Origin of the sequence: Clostridium sp. MCC328 (genome assembly GCF_018785465.1) — a bacterium.
Lineage (GTDB): Bacteria > Bacillota > Clostridia > Lachnospirales > Lachnospiraceae > Pilosibacter > Pilosibacter fragilis.
In genome coordinates, this window is the sequence record NZ_WQPW01000018.1 from 1 (window position 1) to 19,989 (window position 19,989).

Sequence of the window (19,989 nt, forward strand, 5' to 3'; positions counted from 1 at the left end):
TATTGAAAGCGCCGTATACCGAACGGTACGTACGGTGCTGTGAGAGGACGGCGGTTAGCCACCGCCTCCTACTCGATTTTGGCATCCCCATTCCATCCATGTTCTCCATATAGATGTCCATAAAGACAAGTTGAAAATTGACCTGGGCGGCAGCTTTCAGACAGTTCTGCTCTGTCATCTGCTCTGTCATCCACAATCGCAATCTGCATCGCGCCATCTCCTTCGCACAATAATCCAATATTAGTATAACATAAAACCGCAGGAAAAACTTGCGTCTTAAACAGGAAACCTGCGTCTTAAACAAAGTCGGTTGCATTTCTCTTGACAAGATGCTACGCTAATTATATTACCAGCCTTTTAGGTGAGAAGGTCTGATTTTTTGATTTCATAGGAAAGTTCGTCCTATGAAATCAAAAACGCTCCGCGAGGATCGCACTGCGGCGGAAAGGAAGAGTGCCGCTGTCGCGCCCCGCCGCAGGCGGAGAATCCTGCTTGCAGGATTCTTTTCCATTTTTCTTTTCGGGAAAGGAGGCCCGGCATGAAAATCGCACTTTGTACGGAATTAAGGAATGCAGAATGGTTTGAGAGCAGGCTGCGCTCCCTTTTTGATGGGGATGGTCAGCTTGTCATCGATGAGCTATGGAATGAGAAGCAGCTATCTCAGGCACTGCGGCGGAGCCGATACCATGCGGTTGTTATCGCCATGACCGGAGCAAAGGGACTGGAGGCGGCCATACAGGCGAAGCGGCTGGCACCGGAAGTACCGCTTGTCTGGTGGAGCGATGATGAAAACTTCGCCCTGATCGCGTATCAGCTTCGTATCCCGGCATTCCTCTCCATAGATTGTAGTGATCAGGAGCTATATGAGGCGATGGAGTCCATCAGGAAACGGAGGTATGGAAATGCGAATTGCGCTATGCAGCTATAGTCAGAAGGAGAAAGCAGTCTCCCGGCTTCTTCAGGGAAAAAGGGGAAGGAATGAATCAGGTGAGAAAGAAAAGTATGAATAAAAAATATTACCGGAGAGAACAAAACCGTCACGCTATATAGAAAATAATGACAACAGGAGGAAATGGATATGAGGTATAAAAAGAAGAAACGGCAGATCGTATCTGCAGCATTGGCGGCAATGATGGCGATGCAGTTATGCGTACCGTCTGCAACGTTTGCTGCAGTTCCTACAAAAAAGTTGAAAGTGATCACGGGATTTACGGAATTACCGGAGGAGGTCGCGCATATTCAGATCCCTGCGGATGCCGGAGAAAACTTTGAGGATTATCTGAATTTCCCGGAGACGATCGAGGCTTCGGTGGTGGAATATAAGAACGTGAATCATCAGAAAAATAATGCGGATCGCGATAAGGGCGCGGAAGATGAGAAAGCGGCAGCAGACGACCGTGATAAGAAAGAAGACTTTGGAATTGCTACCGGCAGTAATGCAAAGAAAGAAAATCTGAATGAGGAGGAAACTCCGGAAACAGAAAATTCAGAAAACGTGCCGGATAGCAATGATGAGGAGGAAGCAGATAAACAGGAAGTTCAGGAGAAAGACCAGCAGGGTACGTTTCTGATCGCGACCGACAGCAATGCCGGGGATTTTCTTAAGGATTATGAGTTTGAAGATGAGGAAATCTCAGAAGATATCCCGGTGCTGACGGATATCAGCGTTACTTGGGAGCCGGATGAGAACCGGGAAGATGAAAGTGGTTTCTATTATTATCTTCCGGTTCTTCCGAGAGAGTATATTTTGGCAGCGGGCGTGGAGCTTCCGGAGATCGAGGTCAGCATGGACGGCGGAATCGCTTTGCTGGCATCAACAGATACTTATAATATTGCGAATGGCGGTATCAACATCAACAGCAACACATTGGAACAGTATAATCATGCGACTATCACGGGAAGCAGTACGACCAATGTTATTCTGGTTAATGGTGTGGAGGCTACAATCACGATTTCGAATCTGGATATCCAGATACCGCTTGTTAAGAACGATGAGACAGCGAGTACCTGGGTACCGGCAATCCGACTGGGAAATGGTGCAAACCTGAATCTGATTCTGGAGGGGAAAAACACGCTCAAGGGCGGTGATATGTGTGCGGCTATTGAGGTGCCGGAAGGCTGCACCCTGACGATCAGCGGAGAGGGAAGCTTAAAAGCAACCGGTGGAGAAGGAGCAGGAATTGGTGCGTCGAGCAGGAGAAATGGTTCCTTGGGGACGATTGTGATCGACGGAGGCGATATCAAAGCTTATGGCGGCGGGATGGCAGCAGGTATTGGCGGCAGTGCAGAGGGTGGCAGCGGTACCATTATCATCAACGACGGAACTGTGTACGCCATGGGCGGACATGGAAGCTACTACAAGGATATTAAAAATGTATACGGTGGAGCAGGAATTGGCGGTGGACCGTACGGCTGCGTGGATAGGATTGAGATCAATGGTGGCAATGTGACAGCCTGTGGAGGATATGCTACGAACGCAGGAAGACACCCCGGAGCCGCAATCGGCACTGGCGGCGGTGGAGCAAAAGCGGTAGAAGGTGGATACAAGTATGGTGAGATTGTGATCAATGGTGGAACGGTTTCGGCCATTGCGTATAATAATGAAGTATATGCGATCGGTATCGCAGTGAAGCCCGGTCAAGCGCTGCCGGAGGGTAGTACCTTGGAGGGCTCCATTTCCATCAGTAATGAAGCAACAGTAAACTTAAATGGCGGCGATTATTTCCCGAAAAGTGAAAATTCCGGACTGAAAAACTATACCATTCAGGGCACGATTGCGGATGTACGATTCACCGAAAGCACTTATCCGGTGACAATTAGCGTGGGAGAGATTACCTGGAATGCAGGGACGATGAAGGTGAGCGATTATCAAGGTACACTTAAGGCATCCAATTATCTGAAGCCATTAACGCCAGGGAAACCGGTAACGGTACAGGTGACGGTTGGAGACTATGTTTATCGGATGGAAGCTGACGTTGCTGATGAGAATGCAACGATCACTTTGAAGGCCGCAACTCCTCTTTATGAGACAAGATTAAAATTTGTTTCCACGGCGATCACGAGTGATCAGGTATTACAGGCAACCGATATCACGATCAAGCAGAATGGTGAACCGTTGAGCAATCAAGAAGGTCAAAGTGCAGCTATGGTCATTCCTTCCATGCAGATTTCGTATGATGAAGCGAACACGGGACATCTGACGGTATATCTGCCGGAAAATAGGAATAACACAGAGATTTCGGTGACGGTACCGGGCCTAAATGACGGCAATCCGATCACAGTATCAGGTAAGACGATTTCGACAACACCAAATGAAATTACGATGTTTTATGGTGATACCTTTTGTAGTCATGAGCACTATAATGCAGATGGATTTTGTGAAGCATGTGGTGCATATCAGGAGGCAGGAACGTGGAATGGATATTATGAGATTTATAATGCCGGTCAGCTTTTCTGGTTTGCAAAGCAGTTTAATGATAGTAAAATCCCTGATAACAGCAATCTGAAGCTGATGAAGGATATTGAGATCCCGGACGGATATGCCTGGACAAGCATTGGAAACATAGATAATAAGTATTTCAGGGGGAATATTGAGGGAAATTATCATGTAATCTCCGGACTGCGACCTGCTGCTGACGGTACAAGTCATAAGCGGGGACTGGTGGCAAGGATTCAAGATGGGAGTGTACAAAATATAGGGCTGGTGTTGGAAGATGGTTGGACTTTCGGGTTGTGTCATACCGCTGTTGGTACCAATATTCAGAATTGTTTTGTAGTAGGAACAAATTTTTTAAATAATTCTTCAAACGGAACGGTGACTAATTGCTTGGCTGTATCAGGAAAACTGGAAGGAACTACGTCCTCGATGACTAATAGGGCTAGTTTTACGAACTGTTATGAGACAACAAAGGGTAATTTTAGTTCTTGGGGTGGTATTACTACTATAAGCGAAGAAAAACTGAAATCCGGAGAAATTGCCTATAAATTAAACGGTAATCAATCAGATGGTACGTGGGGACAGGTGATCGGAACGGAGGATTACCCGCATTTCCGCAAGTACAGTAAGACGGTATATTATGATCAAGCTACTGGTACATATTCTAATAATAATGCGGCAAGTATCACTTCCGCAGCTGTCACGGATATTAAGACGATTTCTGAAAAAAAGCGACTGCTACACTTAAGGCAACAGGAACTCCCGGAGCAGAGGTTAAGTTTTTCTTAACCTCCGGCGAGGATGAGCAGACATTAACATTAGATGATATGTTCTCGAAAGGAACGCCACTTACGGAAAGCTCTTCCGGAAACTATGAGTATACTATTGAGGATTTAGCTCCGGACACAGAATATCATGTCAGATTGATGATTCAAAAGGAGGGTAAGTTATCTCTTGATGTAACCTATGTAAATTTCCAGACAGAAAAAGTGCGGCAGGAGGCACCTAATGCTGCTGATGTTTCTATCAATTACGAACAGGAGACTTTAGAGAATAAAGCTTCCTGCGATCTGGAGTATGCTGCTTCTAAGGATGCACAGTCATGGACAACGATAAGACAGGGTAGTATGGTTCGTCTGACAGGGCTGCTGAATAACATTCGTGAAAATGGTGGGTCTGTACCAGTCTATATTCGCAAGAAAGCATCCTCGTCCATGTCAGCCAGTGAAGCGGTTTTGGCGGCGGATTTGCAAACACAGGCGATTCCGGGAGAATCGAACAAGCCGAATATTGATTATCGGAAGGAAGAAATCACAATTTCCTCATCTTTACAGTATGTGATTGTAAACGGAACCAATACCTCTCCAAGCTGGACATCTGCAAAAATGGGCAGTGGATCAGGAATTTCGATTACAGACATCATTTCTTCCGATCATGAGAGTACGGTTTATTATCGGTATGCTGCAAGCAGTAAGGATAAGAAATTTGCCGGAAAACCTGAAAGTATCACGATTCCTAAAAGAACGGCAGCACCGGCTGCAATAACTGAGAATGAGGTGGATATAACCGGTACGACGATTACCATAAACAGAACGAATCCGGAAAATGACATTGAGTATGGATACCGTGATGTAGATTCAGACGGAGCATTTACATGGATTGTCGGCACGAAAATTCAGGGATTATATCCGGCACATGGATATCAGGTAACCAGCAGAATAAAGGCGAAAGAGAATGCATTTGCTTCTGAGAGAACGGAACCGCTTAATGTGTCTACCAGGGATACACTGAGAATTGTAGGAAACGGAACACAAAAGTGGAATGCGAAGGGGACTTATGGGGGTTCACTTGCTCAGATTCAGGTTTCCCTGGCTTCTGGTTATGGTGTGTATAACGGTGCAAATCAACTGGTAGCCGGAACCTGGAGCTGGGAACCGGAAAATAGTAGTCCAGCATCTGGTATTTATCCGAAGGTAAAAGATAACAAGGCTTATACCGTGAAATTTACACCGACAGATTCAAGTGCTTCATACGATAGGACATTAACAGATTCCGTGGTACCGGAAATTTCTAAGTACACACTGCAATTATCAGTTGCGGTAGAAGATAAGACCTATGATGGCACGACAACAGCAACTGTACAGCAGCCACTCATGATAAACACTGATGTGAATACAGGTGCCGGAAATGAAAAACTGCAGATCACAGGCTTAACAGCCACTTTTAAGAATGAAAATGCCGGAAGCGATAAAGAGGTTGTGATCGATGCCTCGAAGGCAGTGATAACAGGAGCAGCAGCGAGCGGTGGCGGAGCAACAGCCGATCCGGATAACTACCAGGTCAACATTCCTTCCAGTGCAACCGCAACGATCAAAAAAGCAGCATCTTCGATCACGATCAATGATGCAGAGTGGCCGGGAACGAAAACATATGGCGATCCTGATTTTTCATTGACTGGAGTTACCACCGTTGGAGACGGAGCGGTGACCAAGACAAGCGACTCTGCGAATGTACTGACGGTGGATGCAGATGGCCGGGCAACGATCCATGGCGCAGGTACGGCAAATGTAACGATTCGTATGGAAAATGGTACCAATTACACGACAGGTAATAATTCCAGACCGATCACCGTTCAGAAGGGAAGCATTTCCCTGAATTTGAAAGCCGGAAAGAAAACCGGTCTGATGCAGAGACTCCGGGCTGCTCTTGGAAATGTGAAAGATACTTATGTTCTGACTCTGGAAGCGAAGGGAGCTTATCAGGATGTTCTGACCGGAACGGTAATATTTTATGAAAATGGACAGCAACTCAATCAGACGCAGATCCCATTGACCAATGGAACCGCGTCCATGGAATATTCGGTTCCTTCTGCCGGTACGCATGAAATTTCGGCAGAATATGTGCTTCCGGCTGACGGCCCAGAGAAGGAAAATTACAATGATCCTGCACCGGTAAGCTGCAGCTTCGAGGTCGAAAAAGCAGATGAGGATCAGATTCAGATCAAAGAAGTAGACGGGAAACTCTACGGAGATGATCCATTCGAACTGGAACTTACCGGACAGAAGGGAACCGGAGCTGTGAAATTCTCCGTTCCTGACGGAAATGGAGTTCTGGAGCTATCAGAAGTGAACGGAAAAACAGAGGCGAAGATCATCGGAGCCGGAACGGTCCTTGTGACGGCTGAGGTTGCCGGGGATAGTGACTACAATGGAACGACGGTGACCAGGGAAATTGCTGTTGGAAAAGCACAGGCACCGGAGATTTCCGTGGCAGAGCCGAAGATTGCACCGGTTCCGGCAGATGCACCGGAGGAGGTAAAAGAGATTGCTAACCTCTTGGAAGAGAAGACCCCGGAGATTACCGGACTGGATACTGTGGCAGCAGATCTGATCCGGGAAACAGAAAACGGGGATGTGATCGTAAAAACAGGAGAAGATCAGACGATTTCCGGAGTGGAAGCGAAGGAAAAACTTCAGAAGGAAGGAGTCGATACCGCAGGAAAGAAGGTAAGACTGGTGGTTGAGCCGTATATGTCGGTGGAAGTAAAGGGTGTGACCGAAAAACAGGAAGTGAATGTGATCACTTTTGAAATCACCGCATTATACAATGTAAAAGCCACAACAGCCGGAAAGAATGAGACCATGCAGGAGAAAGGCAACGGTAAGAATACAGTTCTGATCGGCTCAGCGATCCCACAGAAGGTCGGAATCCCGGTTACGATCACCCTGCCACTCCCGGCAGATTATCCGACCGAGGATCTCTTTATCCGCCATCTGCTTCATAATGGAAGAATTGTATATTATCCTGTAACAGTAAGGGTAAAACAGGGAAGTGCGATGGCAGAGTTTGTCAACAAGGATGGCTTTAGTACCTTTGAGCTGCTCTCAGACAGCCGAAAGGGAACGGTTACATTTGATAATGGAGTCGGAGAGCGGAGCTATACCCTGGAGCAGATGGATGAAGCGCTTCCGACAGTCAGCAAGGATGGAGCTGTGTTCAAGGGTTGGAAGATCAACGGCACGTTGTATACAACTGTGAACGAAGCACTCCTGGATGCGCTGGATCAGGCAGAAGGACATCGTGTGACGGCGCAGGCAGTTCTGGAAAGCAGCAGTCCTGAAACTCCTGATAATCCGAAGGAAGACAATAAACCTGGTTCTGCAACTCCTGATAATCCGAAAGGTGACAGGAACACCGGTTCCGGCAGTGACAGAGAGGATACTGACTGGAATGTGACCAGAAATGCATGGGAAACAAAGAAAGTCAATGGCGTAGTCAGATGGAGATACTATGATAGCGATGGACGTCGTGTATCCAATGCATGGAAACAGCTTTTGTACGAGGGAACCATGTTCTGGTATCACTTTGGTGCAGACGGGTACATGGATACCGGCTGGTTTAAAGATGCGGATGGAAACTGGTATTATCTGAATCAGGCATCCGACGGCACGCAGGGAACCATGAAGATCGGCTGGTTTAAGGACACAGATGGGAACTGGTATTATCTGAATCCGGTTTCCGACGGTACGCGGGGAGCGATGAAGACTGGCTGGCTGAAAGATGCGGATGGAAGCTGGTATTATCTGAACCCGGTTTCTGACGGTACCCAGGGAGCGATGAAGACCGGCTGGTTTACAGATCCGCAGGATGGACATCTCTATTATCTGGATCCAAAGACCGGTGCAATGGTGACCGGAAACATACAGAATGATAGCGTGTGATTCTGTTTCATGGGGATCCATCAACTTTTATGGTTGATGGATCCCTGCTTTTATCTTCTCATAGGACAAATGGAAATTTTTACTTGACAGTTCTATGTTTTTTCATGTATGATAGAAATAGTGTGAAGAGACATTTATCGTTTTCATGCAAATGTATGTAATGACCACTCCCGCAGAACAGACTACGGAAGTTAAGCCCATCGGACAGGCGGGTCAAGCGCCGCGTGGGGTTAAGCCCACATTATTGATTGAGTTAAAAGCTCAAATTTATAAGTTGATTACTTTATAATCAGTGTTTGAAAAACACATCATCTTGTGAATCGGTCAATAAGTGCAGGGACAATATATTTGCGATTGCAGACTTGGAAGAAAAAACGATAAAGCTCAGAGGCAGACGGGAGCGGAGTGACGCGCCCCAGACCCCAATGGAATAGAATCGTTTTGAGCAGATGATGGTTTTGGCGTCATCTGCTTTTTTTATTATTCAGATGATGCGCAATCAATAAAATGCGTGAGGAACAAAACCATGGACAGAGAGAGACAAAAGAAAGCCCCGATCTATGAAGCGCTCGAGGCATTTAAAAAGAAGAGAGTTGTCCCGTTTGACGTGCCGGGACATAAGAGAGGACGTGGAAATCCAGAACTCGTACAGCTTTTAGGCGAGAAATGTGTGTCTTTGGACGTAAACTCTATGAAACCGTTAGATAACCTTTGCCATCCTGTCTCCGTGATCCGTGAGGCGGAAGAGCTTGCGGCGGAGGCATTCGGAGCGGCCAGCGCCTATTTAATGGTCGGCGGAACGACATCCGCAGTCCAGAGCATGATCCTCTCGGTGGTAAAAGCCGGAGATAAGATCATCCTGCCGCGAAACGTACATAAGAGCGTCATCAACGCTCTGGTGCTCTGCGGCGGAATCCCGATCTACGTAAATCCGGAGATGAACCAGAAACTCGGTATTTCGCTGGGAATGCAGGTCGAAAAAGTAAAACAGGCCATCGAGGACAATCCGGACGCGGTTGCGGTGTTCGTCAACAACCCGACCTATTACGGCATCTGCTCTGATATAAAAACGATCGTACAGCTTGCCCATGCGAGGGGCATGAAGGTTCTCGCGGACGAGGCTCATGGAACCCACCTGTATTTCGGAAAGAATCTTCCGATCTCCGCAATGGCAGCGGGAGCTGATATGGCGGCGGTATCCATGCACAAGTCCGGCGGAAGTCTGACCCAGAGTTCGCTTCTTCTTTTAAATAAGGGAGTGAACACCGATTATGTGCGCCAGATCATCAACCTGACCCAGACCACAAGCGCATCCTACCTGCTTCTTTCCAGTCTTGATATCTCAAGACGAAATCTGGCTCTCCGCGGTGAGGAATCCTTCGCGAAGGTCGTTGAGATGGCAGAATACGCGAGACGGGAGATCAACTCCATCGGTGGCTATTATGCTTATGGAAAAGAACTGGTGAACGGTGACAGCATTTTCGATTATGATGTGACGAAGCTCTCCGTATATACAAGAGACATCGGACTTGCGGGAATTGAGGTCTATGATCTCCTGCGCGACGAGTATGATATCCAGATCGAATTTGGTGACATCAGCAACATTCTGGCTTATATCTCCATCGGAGATCGTATCCAGGACATCGAGCGCCTTGTGGGGGCTCTCGATGATGTGGAACGTCTCTACAAAAAGGACAGCGCGGGACTTCTCTCCGGTGAGTATATCTCCCCGAAGGTCGTGATGTCCCCGCAGAAAGCGTTCTACTCCGAGAAGGTCTCCGTTCCGGTGGAAGCGTCTTCAGGAAGAGTCTGTGCGGAGTTCGTGATGTGTTATCCGCCGGGAATCCCGATTCTGGCACCGGGTGAGATGATCACGGATGATGTGGTCCAGTATATCCTGTATGCGAAGAAAAAGGGATGCTCCATGCAGGGAACAGAGGATCCGGCGGTGGACCATCTGATGGTGCTGGCAAACATATAGCATGAATTTTTTAAAGCGCCGGACCTGGCTGCAGGCAAACAGGCTGTCTGCCTGCATACAGGCTTTGGCCAATACGATACAAGGAGTCACGAGATATGGAATTCTGGTTTTCAGAACTGCACACCGGAAACGTCAAGCTGTCCATCAAGATCGAAAAGCAGCTGTTTTCCGGGGAGAGTGAATATCAGCGGATCGATGTGTTCGATTCCGAGGAATTTGGAAAATTTATCTCTCTGGACGGGGAGATCGTATTCTCCGAGAAGGACGAGTTTATTTATGACGAGATGGTGACCCATGTGCCGATGGCGGTCCATCCGTGTGTGAAGGACGTACTGATCATCGGCGGCGGCGACGGCGGTGTCGCGAAAGAGCTTTTGCAGTATGACTGCGTGGAACATATTGATGTCGTGGAGACGGATGAGATGTTCGTGGAAGTTTCAAGAAAGTTTTTCCCGGAGGTAGCCTGCGCCTTAGATGATCCGCGTGTCGAGGTCCACTATGATGACGGTCTGAGATTTTTAAGAAACAAGAAGGCAAAATATGACCTCATCATCAACGATTCCACAGACCCCTTCGGCCACACTGAGGGACTGTTCACGAAGGAATTCTACGGAAGCTGCTACAGCGCCTTAAAGGAAGATGGGATCATGGTCTACCAGCACGGAAGTCCATTCTACGATGAGGACGAGCTGGCCTGCCGCAGCATGCACCGCAAGGCGTTCCGCTCCTTCCCGATCAGCCGTGTGTATCAGGCACATATTCCAACCTGTCCGTCCGGATACTGGCTCTTCGGCTTCGCTTCAAAGAAATATCATCCCATCAAGGATTTCAAGCCCCGGGAATGGGATGCATTAAATATCGAAACCTGGTATTACACGACACATCTTCACATGGGCGCGTTCATGCTGCCGAAGTATGTTGAGGATCTTTTAAAAGAGGAGGAAAAATAAACATGAGCAGATTAATGATCATCGGTTGCGGAGGTGTTGCGTCCGTAGCGATCCACAAGTGCTGTCAGAACAGTGATGTATTCACAGAAATTATGATCGCAAGCCGTACCGTATCCAAGTGCGATGCTTTAAAGGAGAAACTTCAGGGAACGACAAAGACGAAGATCACGACCGCGAAAGTGGATGCTGACAACGTGGACGAGCTGGTCGCTTTAATGGAAAGCTACAAGCCGGATGCAGTGTTAAACGTTGCACTCCCGTATCAGGATCTGACGATCATGGACGCATGCTTAAAGGCTGGCGTGAACTATATCGATACCGCAAACTACGAGCCGGAGGACACCGACGATCCGACATGGCGCGCGATCTATGAGAAACGCTGCAAGGAAGAGGGCTTCACCGCATACTTCGATTATTCCTGGCAGTGGGCATATCAGGAGAAATTCAAAGAGGCTGGACTTATGGCACTCTTAGGAACAGGTTTTGACCCGGGCGTCACAAGCGTCTTCTCCGCATATGCGTTAAAGCACTATTTCGATGAGATCCACACCATCGACATCTTAGACTGCAACGGCGGCGACCATGGTTATCCGTTCGCTACAAACTTCAACCCGGAGATCAACCTCCGTGAGGTATCCGCAAACGGCTCCTACTGGGAGAACGGCCACTGGGTAGAGACAAAGCCGATGGAGATCAAGCGTGAGTACAACTTCCCGCAGGTCGGCGAGAAGGACATGTACCTTTTACATCATGAGGAGATCGAGTCTCTCGCAAAGAACATTCCGGGCGTAAAGCGCATCCGTTTCTTCATGACCTTCGGACAGAGCTACCTGACCCACATGAAATGCTTAGAGAACGTTGGAATGCTTTCCACTTCCCCGGTAAACTTTAACGGACAGGAGATCGTTCCGATCCAGTTCTTAAAGGCTCTTCTTCCGGATCCGGCATCCTTAGGTCCGAGAACCGTCGGAAAGACAAACATCGGCTGTATCTTTACCGGTGTGAAGGACGGAAAAGAGAAGACGATCTATATTTATAACGTATGTGACCATCAGGAGTGTTACAAGGAAGTCGGCTCCCAGGCCATCTCCTACACGACAGGCGTACCGGCTATGATCGGTTCCATGATGGTCGTTGACGGAACCTGGAAGGGCGCAGGCGTATTCAACGTCGAAGAGTTCGATCCGGATCCGTATATGGAAGCACTGAACAAGTGGGGACTTCCGTGGGTTGTGGATGAGAATCCGGAGATTGTAGAATAAATGAAAATTAATGAATTACCCACTCCATGCTATGTAATTGATGAAAAAAAGCTTCGGAAAAATCTGGAAATCTTAAAGAAAGTAAAGGACGACACCGGCTGCAAGATCCTCCTTGCCCAGAAGGCATTCTCGAACTTCTTCGAGTACCCGCTGATCGGGCAGTATCTGGACGGAACCACAGCCAGCGGACTCTTCGAGGCAAAGATTGGATATGAAAAAATGGGAAAGGAGAACCATGTGTTCGCTCCGGCCTTCAAGGAATCCGAGATCGGCGAGATCACCGATATCTGCGAACATCTGGTATTCAATTCCTTTTCCCAGCTTGAAAAATACGCGGACTTCTGCAAAGAAAAAGGCGTCAGCATCGGCATCCGCGTAAACCCGGAGTGCTCCACTCAGGGCGACCACGCGATCTACGATCCCTGCGCACCGGGATCCAGACTCGGCGTGACCCTGGCAAATTTCCGGGAAGATCTCGTGGAAAAGCTTGACGGGATCCACTTCCATACCCTCTGCGAGCAGAACTCGGATGATCTGGAGACGACTCTGAAGGCGGTGGAGGAAAAATTCGGAAAGTACCTGAAGCTTCCGAATATCAAATGGCTCAACATGGGCGGCGGACACCATATCACGAGAAACGATTATGACATCGACCGTTTAGAACGCTGCATCCGCCATATGCAGGAGACATATGACGTCACTGTCTATGTGGAACCTGGGGAAGCCGTGGCGTTAAATGCGGGATATCTTGTGACGGAAGTCATGGACATTGTGGATAACGGGATCAGGACGCTGATCTTAGATGCTTCCGCCGCCTGCCATATGCCGGACGTGCTGGAGATGCCCTACCGTCCGCCGTTAAAAGACTCCGGCGAAGCGGACGAAAAGCAGTACACCTATCGCCTCTCATCAATGACCTGCCTTGCGGGTGACGTGATTGGCGATTATTCCTTCGACCACGAGATCCGGATCGGTGACAGACTCTATTTCGAGGACATGGCGATCTACTCCATGGTAAAAAACAACACCTTCAACGGCATGTGCCTGCCGTCCATCGCGCGAATGGATGAGAATGGGGAGTGCAGTGTGGTGAAAACCTTTGGGTATGAGGAATTTGTGAGAAGACTGGGATAAAAAAGAAATATGGATATAGAAAACGGGCTGCCGCATACCAAAATTGGTGCGGCAGCCCCTTCTCATTATTTTCGTTTTACAACGGCTGTTTTTCCACGAAAAGCAATCCCGATTTTTATGATCGGCCGGACACCCGCATCCCGCAATTCCGTGTCATATTTTTTCGCATCTATTTGTTGGAGGGCGCGATCTGCCAGCGCATCCAGATCCACATGATCATCATTCGTGTGTTTGAATTCAAACAGGAATCCCGGAATTCCTTTTACTAATGGATTCAGTTGAATATCAAATCGGCCAAGCCCCGATTCTCGATTGGAACGAATCTGGTACCTGTTTCCAAGGATCGCACATAATCCAAGCATCATGCCATGATAAAAACTTTCATTTGCCCCATCCATAGAAGAAATACTCTGCAGCATAAAATTCTCCAGCAAATACTGAAGCTTTTTTGCATTTCCGGAGAATATCGCCTGATTGATAGAAATCGCGACGCTGTTCTGATTTGTCCGATTTAAAATTTCTTTTTCATAGACACAGGCAATCTCTTTATTTGGAATTGCAACATCACACATGAAATTCCCATCATTTTGTGGATAAACTTCTGCAACTTTTAAGTAACCCGCAACAAGAAGAAAACTATAGATCGTGTATGGATTATTCTGGATCTCCGGATAGATCACGCTGGTATCTATATAAGTAGTGATTTTTTCACCGCAGAGCAGTTTATGAAGTCCTTCCGTTATCTCGGGTGTAGCTGTTGCGATAATCTCACCAATGATTTCGTTGCTGCCGGTAGACTGCCAGAACGCCTTTGGGAAGCACTGATCGGTAATGTAATTGATGACAGACCATGGATTAAAGATTTCTGTATGACCAAATCGGTATCCGTCATACCAGCTGCAGATCTCCTGATATTTGTCCTCTTTCCCATAGTAGTGCAGAATTTCTTTTACTTCCTCAGTCGTAAAGCCGAAATATTCACTGTAACTGTCGTCCAAAATCGAATTGGTTTTCAAATTATTCATGCCGCTGAAAATGCTTTCTTTCGCCACGCAGAGAATTCCTGTGAGAAAGCCAAAAGCCAGATGTGGATTATCCTTCAGGCCGCCGGAAAAGAAATTACGCATGAAATTCACGATTTCAGGATAAAAATTGCAATGATGTCCCTGCTGTATCGGTGTATCGTATTCATCAATAATGATAATACATTCTTGTCCATAATGCTTGTGCAGCAACAGAGATAAGATTTGTAATCCCATCTGGCAGTCTACTTCATTCGCATTGTCACTGGCAAGGCGATGGTACTGTTCTTTTTCATAGATTCCAAGTGCAGTACTTTCCTCAAGTTCACTGTGCCGTATAAATTCCAGTGAAATCAGCTTACGGAGCTTCTGAAATGTCTCATGCCATGTCAGACATTTTACATCCTTAAATGTCAGGAATATGACCGGATACTTTCCCTGATGCCGGGTATAATCAGAACCACACTGCCATATCTGCTTATCCTTGAAATAAATGGAGGTGTCCTCCTGTGTTTTTTCAAAAAAGACCCGAACCATATCCATATTCAATGTTTTACCGAAACGTCTCGGACGGGTAAACAACGATACCATAGGTTTCGTATCCAGAAAATCACGGATCAGCAAGGTTTTATCTACATAATAATAGCTTGTGGTCGCCGTCTTGAAATCAGAAATCCCAATGGGCATCGGCTTTTTCTTTTCGCCTGAATCTGGCCAAACTGCATTTTCTGGAATCAGCCAGGAATGTCCCTTTTTCACAGCTCCGGAAATTTCACCCTGCTTGCACATCTGCTGAACTCTGCGTACTGTGATTCCCATTGCTTTTGCCGCTTCCATGCTGGATAAATAGTTCATTGAACACCTCCAAACGTAATTCTATCATAAGTATATCCCATGAAACGAAATATTACAACTCTGCATTTCGTTTCGAACGAAATGTATAGACAGAAATGGCCGGGAGGACGATTCTGAATGAAAAAGAATGTGCCTTTTTTATGTAACAGGAAATTCCCTGTTACAATAAAAAAAGCCGAATGAACGTTAATTTCATTCGGCAGTGAAGCTTTACGCGTCTTTTGTTTCCGTATTCTGTCTGTACAGGATCATCAGTCCGCGGAGCAGAAGATCCGGGTCATAGGTGATCTTGTGGGTGCAGAGCGGTGTGATGAATCTTGCCATACCGCCGGTAGCAATAAGGGTTGCCGGTTCGCCGAGCTCTGCGGTCATGCGGTCGATCAGACCGTCAAGCATTGCGGCATTGCCGAGCATGATACCGTTTCTCATACATTCGATGGTGTTCTTTCCGATCGTACGTTTCGGAACATCGAAGCTGATCCTCGGAAGCTGGGCTGTATTGGAAACGAGTGAGTTTAAGGCAACCTTTACACCGGGGAGAATCACACCGCCGATGTAATTTCCATCGTGGTCCACCACATCGAGCGTTGTCGCGGTTCCCATGTCCGCGATGATGATCGGTCCTTTGTATTTGGCATTTGCAGCGACAGCGGCCACGATCCGGTCACCGCCGACGGTCTTAGGGTTATCCATCTTGATGTTTAAGCCTGTCTTCATGCCGGAACCAACAAGAAACGGTTTCTTTCCGGTGATCTTCTTTACGGCGGAAGAGATCGGCGCGTTCAGTGGCGGGACAACGGACGCCATAATGGAACCTTCGATATCATTTTTCTTTACTTTATGAATCTCCAGAATATTCTTTAAAAGGATCGCGTATTCGAGACTCGTTTTCCGGTCATCGGTGGTGATGCGCTCCTCAAAATATGTTTTATTGTCGTCAAGACCTCCGACAACGATATTACTGTTTCCCATGTCGATCGCTAAAATCATTGAGAAAACTCCTTCCACAAATCTAAGTAACGTGTTATACTGTTTTTACGTGTGCAGTTGATCAAAGGTTCCGTATTTGCGGGACTTGTCAATCTTCACCGTGAATATGAGAAACGTGTGAGACAGGTTCCTCATAATTTTAAAGTTCGAATTATCTTACCATAAATTGACTAAAATTACAACGGAGGATTCCAAATGTTAGCAGGAAAAACCGTACTTTTATGCGTGAGCGGCAGTATCGCTGCATATAAAATCGCATATCTCGCCAGCGCACTGAAAAAACTGAAGGCAGATGTCCATGTGCTTATGACCCGGAATGCGACAAATTTCATCAACCCGATTACATTCGAGACACTGACCGGAAATAAATGCCTGGTGGATACGTTTGACCGGAACTTTGAGTTTTCCGTTGAACATGTTTCTCTTGCGAAGGCGGCGGACGTTGTCCTCGTTGCCCCGGCTTCCGCAAATGTGATCGCGAAGCTGGCCCATGGCCTTGCGGACGATATGCTGACGACCACGGTTCTCGCCTGTACCTGCAGGAAGATCATCAGCCCGGCGATGAATACGAGAATGTTCGAGAATCCGATCACACAGGACAACTTGAAGATCTGCGAACACTACGGAATGGAAGTGATCAGTCCGGCAAGCGGATACCTCGCCTGCGGCGATACCGGAGCCGGAAAGATGCCGGAGCCGGAGGTGCTGCTCCAGTATATCTTAAAGGAAGTCCAGTACGAGAAAGACTTAAAAGGAAAGAAGATCCTCGTGACCGCAGGTCCGACGAGGGAGGCCATCGACCCGGTCCGCTATATTACAAACCACAGTACCGGAAAAATGGGATATGCCATCGCGAAGACGGCAGCTCTCCGCGGCGCTGAGGTGACTCTTGTTTCCGGACCGGCAGAGGTGGAGCCGCCGATGTTCGTAAATTTTGTTCCGGTGGTTACCGCCAAAGACATGTTTGAGGCCGTGACAGGCCGCAGTGACGAGATGGACGCGGTGATCAAGGCCGCGGCTGTCGCTGACTACCGCCCGAAGTTCGTGAATACCGAGAAGACAAAGAAGAAAGACGGAGATATGGCGATCGAACTGGAGCGCACCGACGATATCTTAAAATGGCTCGGAGAACATAAAAAAGACAGCCAGTTCCTTTGCGGATTTTCCATGGAGACGGAACATATGCTGGAGAATTCCAGGGCAAAATTAAAGAAGAAGAACCTCGATATGATCGTTGCCAACAATCTGAAGGTTGCCGGTGCCGGTTTCGGAACGGACACGAATGTAGTGACGATGATCCGCGAGAATAAGGAGACGGAGCTTCCGATTATGTCGAAGGAAGAGGTTGCAGGGGCGATCTTAGACGAGATCTTTGGGATTGAGCGATAGATTGCTATAAATATAACGAATTTTAGGGCTTTCTTCTTGACGAAAGCCTTAAATACTGGTAAAAATTTAAGTGGAAAAATATAGATTTTTAAGATAGATTTGGAGGAAAATTTTTTGGCTTCATTAAATGATGAAATAAAGAGACGACGGACATTCGCGATCATTTCCCACCCGGATGCCGGTAAAACGACACTGACTGAGAAATTCCTGTTATACGGAGGCGCGATCAACCTTGCCGGAACCGTAAAGGGACGCAAAGCGACAAAGCACGCAGTCTCCGACTGGATGGAGATCGAGAAGGAGAGAGGTATCTCCGTAACATCTTCCGTACTCCAGTTCAATTACGAGGGATACTGCATCAATATTCTTGATACCCCAGGACATCAGGACTTCTCCGAGGATACCTACCGTACCCTGATGGCAGCGGACTCCGCGGTCATGGTCATCGACGGATCAAAGGGTGTCGAGGCGCAGACCATCAAACTGTTCAAGGTCTGTGTGATGCGCCATATCCCGATTTTTACCTTTGTAAACAAGATGGACCGTGAGGCGAGAGACCCGTTCGAGCTCATGAGCGAGATCGAGGAGGTTCTCGGAATCCATACATGTCCGATCAACTGGCCGATCGGCTGCGGAAAGAGCTTCAAGGGCGTTTATGACCGCCAGACAAAGAAGATCACGACCTTCACGGCTGCCATGGGCGGACAGAAGGAAGTTGCCACAGAGACTTTCGACGTGGAGGGAACAGACGTGGATTCCGTCATCGGTTCCGATTTCCACGCTCAGTTAAGGGACGATATCGAGCTTCTCGACGGAGCGAGCGATGAGTTTGACCAGGAGCTTGTCAGCGCCGGAAAACTCTCCCCGGTATTCTTCGGATCCGCACTCACAAACTTCGGTGTCGAGACATTCCTGGAGCATTTCTTAAATATGACGACTTCTCCGCTTCCGAGAAAGACAACGACAGGCGTGATCGACCCGTTCCGGGAAGATTTCTCCGCCTTCGTATTTAAGATCCAGGCAAACATGAACAAGGCACACCGTGACCGTATCGCTTTCATGCGCATCTGTTCCGGTAAGTTTGAGGCAGGAATGGAAGTAAACCATGTTCAGGGCGGTAAGAAGATCCGTCTGACCCAGCCGCAGCAGCTGATGGCTGAGAGCCGTAAGATCATTGACGAGGCTTATGCCGGAGATATCATCGGCGTTTTCGATCCGGGTATTTTCTCCATCGGTGACACGCTCTGTACGTCCAACGAGAAGTTCCAGTTCGAGGGTATCCCGACCTTTGCACCGGAGCATTTCGCGAGAGTCCGCCAGATCGATACCATGAAGAGAAAACAGTTCTTAAAGGGTGTCAACCAGATCGCTCAGGAAGGCGCGATCCAGATCTTCCAGGAGTTCAATACCGGTATGGAGGAGATCATCGTCGGCGTTGTCGGTGTCCTGCAGTTTGAGGTCCTGACTTACCGCTTAAAGAACGAGTACAATGTCGATGTCCGTCTGGAACAGCTTCCGTTTGAGTATATCCGCTGGGTTGAGAACCCGGAGGAAGTGGATGTGGCGAAGATCCAGGGTACATCCGATATGAAGCGTATCTGCGACCTCAAGGGCAATCCGTTATTGTTATTCATCAACAGCTGGAGTGTCGGCATGGTCGAGGAGAGAAATCCGAACTTAAAGCTCAGTGAGTTCGGAAAGAACTAATCAAGTTTACAAAATATATCATCACAGGAACATGCGGAACCAGTTGTTTCGACTGGGAATACCGCATAGACAGGAGGAATATAAGATGAGTAAGATCGATGTTGTAAGAGCAGCTATGGTCGAGGCGATGAAAGCAAAAGATAAAGAGAGAAAGGATTCCCTTTCCATGCTTCTCTCTGCGTTAAAGAATGCGCAGATCGACAAGCGTGAAGCTCCGCTCACAGAGGATGAGGAGAACGCGATCGTAAAGAAAGAGATCAAGCAGGTCAAGGAGACTATCGAGACAGCTCCGGCAGACCGTGCCGATATCATCGATGAGGCAAAGAAGAGACTTGCCGTATATCAGGAGTTCGCTCCGGCTGATATGACTGAAGACCAGATCAGGGAGACGATCGCAAAGGTTCTTGCAGAGCTTGGGATCGAAGCTCCGACAGCAAAGGACAAAGGAAAGATCATGAAATCCCTGATGCCGCTCGTAAAGGGGAAGGCAGACGGCAAGATCGTAAATGAGATCTTAGCTGGATTCATGAAATAAGATAAAC

General features: G+C 47.7%; 13 protein-coding genes. 10 read left to right on the forward strand and 3 right to left on the reverse strand.

From position 1 onward, the window contains the following. The coding region (locus GPK83_RS03260) for a hypothetical protein (protein ID WP_215703990.1) at window positions 1-190 on the reverse strand (190 nt) is incomplete at its 3' end. Window positions 191-538: 348 nt separating this feature from the next. Here GPK83_RS03260 and GPK83_RS03265 point away from each other — a divergent pair. The 7 genes from GPK83_RS03265 to nspC all read left to right on the forward strand — a co-directional run bounded on the left by GPK83_RS03265 (window position 539) and on the right by nspC (window position 13,484). Then, a complete protein-coding gene (locus GPK83_RS03265) occupies window positions 539-928 on the forward strand; it encodes a hypothetical protein (RefSeq protein ID WP_215703991.1) in 390 nt (129 codons plus the stop codon). Window positions 929-1,078: 150 nt separating this feature from the next. Next, window positions 1,079-4,225, forward strand: coding sequence for a hypothetical protein (locus GPK83_RS03270; RefSeq protein ID WP_215703992.1), 3,147 nt, complete (start codon window positions 1,079-1,081; stop codon window positions 4,223-4,225). A gap of 137 nt (window positions 4,226-4,362) precedes the next feature. After that, window positions 4,363-8,157 (forward strand): Ig-like domain repeat protein, encoded by a 3,795-nt coding sequence (locus tag GPK83_RS03275; protein ID WP_215703993.1) that lies wholly within the window; start codon window positions 4,363-4,365, stop codon window positions 8,155-8,157. A 526-nt stretch (window positions 8,158-8,683) separates the two neighbouring features. Then, a complete protein-coding gene (locus GPK83_RS03280) occupies window positions 8,684-10,138 on the forward strand; it encodes an aminotransferase class V-fold PLP-dependent enzyme (RefSeq protein ID WP_215703271.1) in 1,455 nt (484 codons plus the stop codon). A 95-nt stretch (window positions 10,139-10,233) separates the two neighbouring features. Next, window positions 10,234-11,088, forward strand: coding sequence for a polyamine aminopropyltransferase (speE, locus tag GPK83_RS03285; RefSeq protein ID WP_015553676.1), 855 nt, complete (start codon window positions 10,234-10,236; stop codon window positions 11,086-11,088). 2 nt (window positions 11,089-11,090) lie between these two features. Beyond that, entirely contained in the window at window positions 11,091-12,350 is a 1,260-nt protein-coding gene (locus GPK83_RS03290) for a saccharopine dehydrogenase family protein (protein WP_118530590.1), read from the forward strand. Then, window positions 12,351-13,484, forward strand: coding sequence for a carboxynorspermidine decarboxylase (gene nspC / locus GPK83_RS03295; RefSeq protein WP_215703994.1), 1,134 nt, complete (start codon window positions 12,351-12,353; stop codon window positions 13,482-13,484). Between the two features lie 65 nt (window positions 13,485-13,549). Here the strand turns inward: nspC and GPK83_RS03300 are convergent, their stop codons facing one another. Next, complete coding sequence (locus GPK83_RS03300) at window positions 13,550-15,361, reverse strand: AAA family ATPase (RefSeq protein WP_215703995.1); 1,812 nt, start codon at window positions 15,359-15,361, stop codon at window positions 13,550-13,552. 210 nt (window positions 15,362-15,571) lie between these two features. Beyond that, window positions 15,572-16,351: a type III pantothenate kinase gene (locus tag GPK83_RS03305; RefSeq protein WP_117552135.1), complete on the reverse strand. Its 780-nt coding sequence runs from the start codon at window positions 16,349-16,351 to the stop codon at window positions 15,572-15,574. Window positions 16,352-16,546: 195 nt separating this feature from the next. Here GPK83_RS03305 and coaBC point away from each other — a divergent pair, with 195 nt between their 5' ends. The 3 genes from coaBC to GPK83_RS03320 all read left to right on the forward strand — a co-directional run bounded on the left by coaBC (window position 16,547) and on the right by GPK83_RS03320 (window position 19,982). Continuing rightward, window positions 16,547-17,740 (forward strand): bifunctional phosphopantothenoylcysteine decarboxylase/phosphopantothenate--cysteine ligase CoaBC, encoded by a 1,194-nt coding sequence (gene coaBC / locus GPK83_RS03310; RefSeq protein ID WP_215703996.1) that lies wholly within the window; start codon window positions 16,547-16,549, stop codon window positions 17,738-17,740. A gap of 114 nt (window positions 17,741-17,854) precedes the next feature. Next, window positions 17,855-19,447: a peptide chain release factor 3 gene (locus GPK83_RS03315; protein ID WP_117484361.1), complete on the forward strand. Its 1,593-nt coding sequence runs from the start codon at window positions 17,855-17,857 to the stop codon at window positions 19,445-19,447. Window positions 19,448-19,532: 85 nt separating this feature from the next. Continuing rightward, window positions 19,533-19,982, forward strand: a complete 450-nt coding sequence (locus GPK83_RS03320) for a GatB/YqeY domain-containing protein (protein WP_015553671.1) — start codon at window positions 19,533-19,535, stop codon at window positions 19,980-19,982. Window positions 19,983-19,989 lie beyond the last annotated feature (7 nt).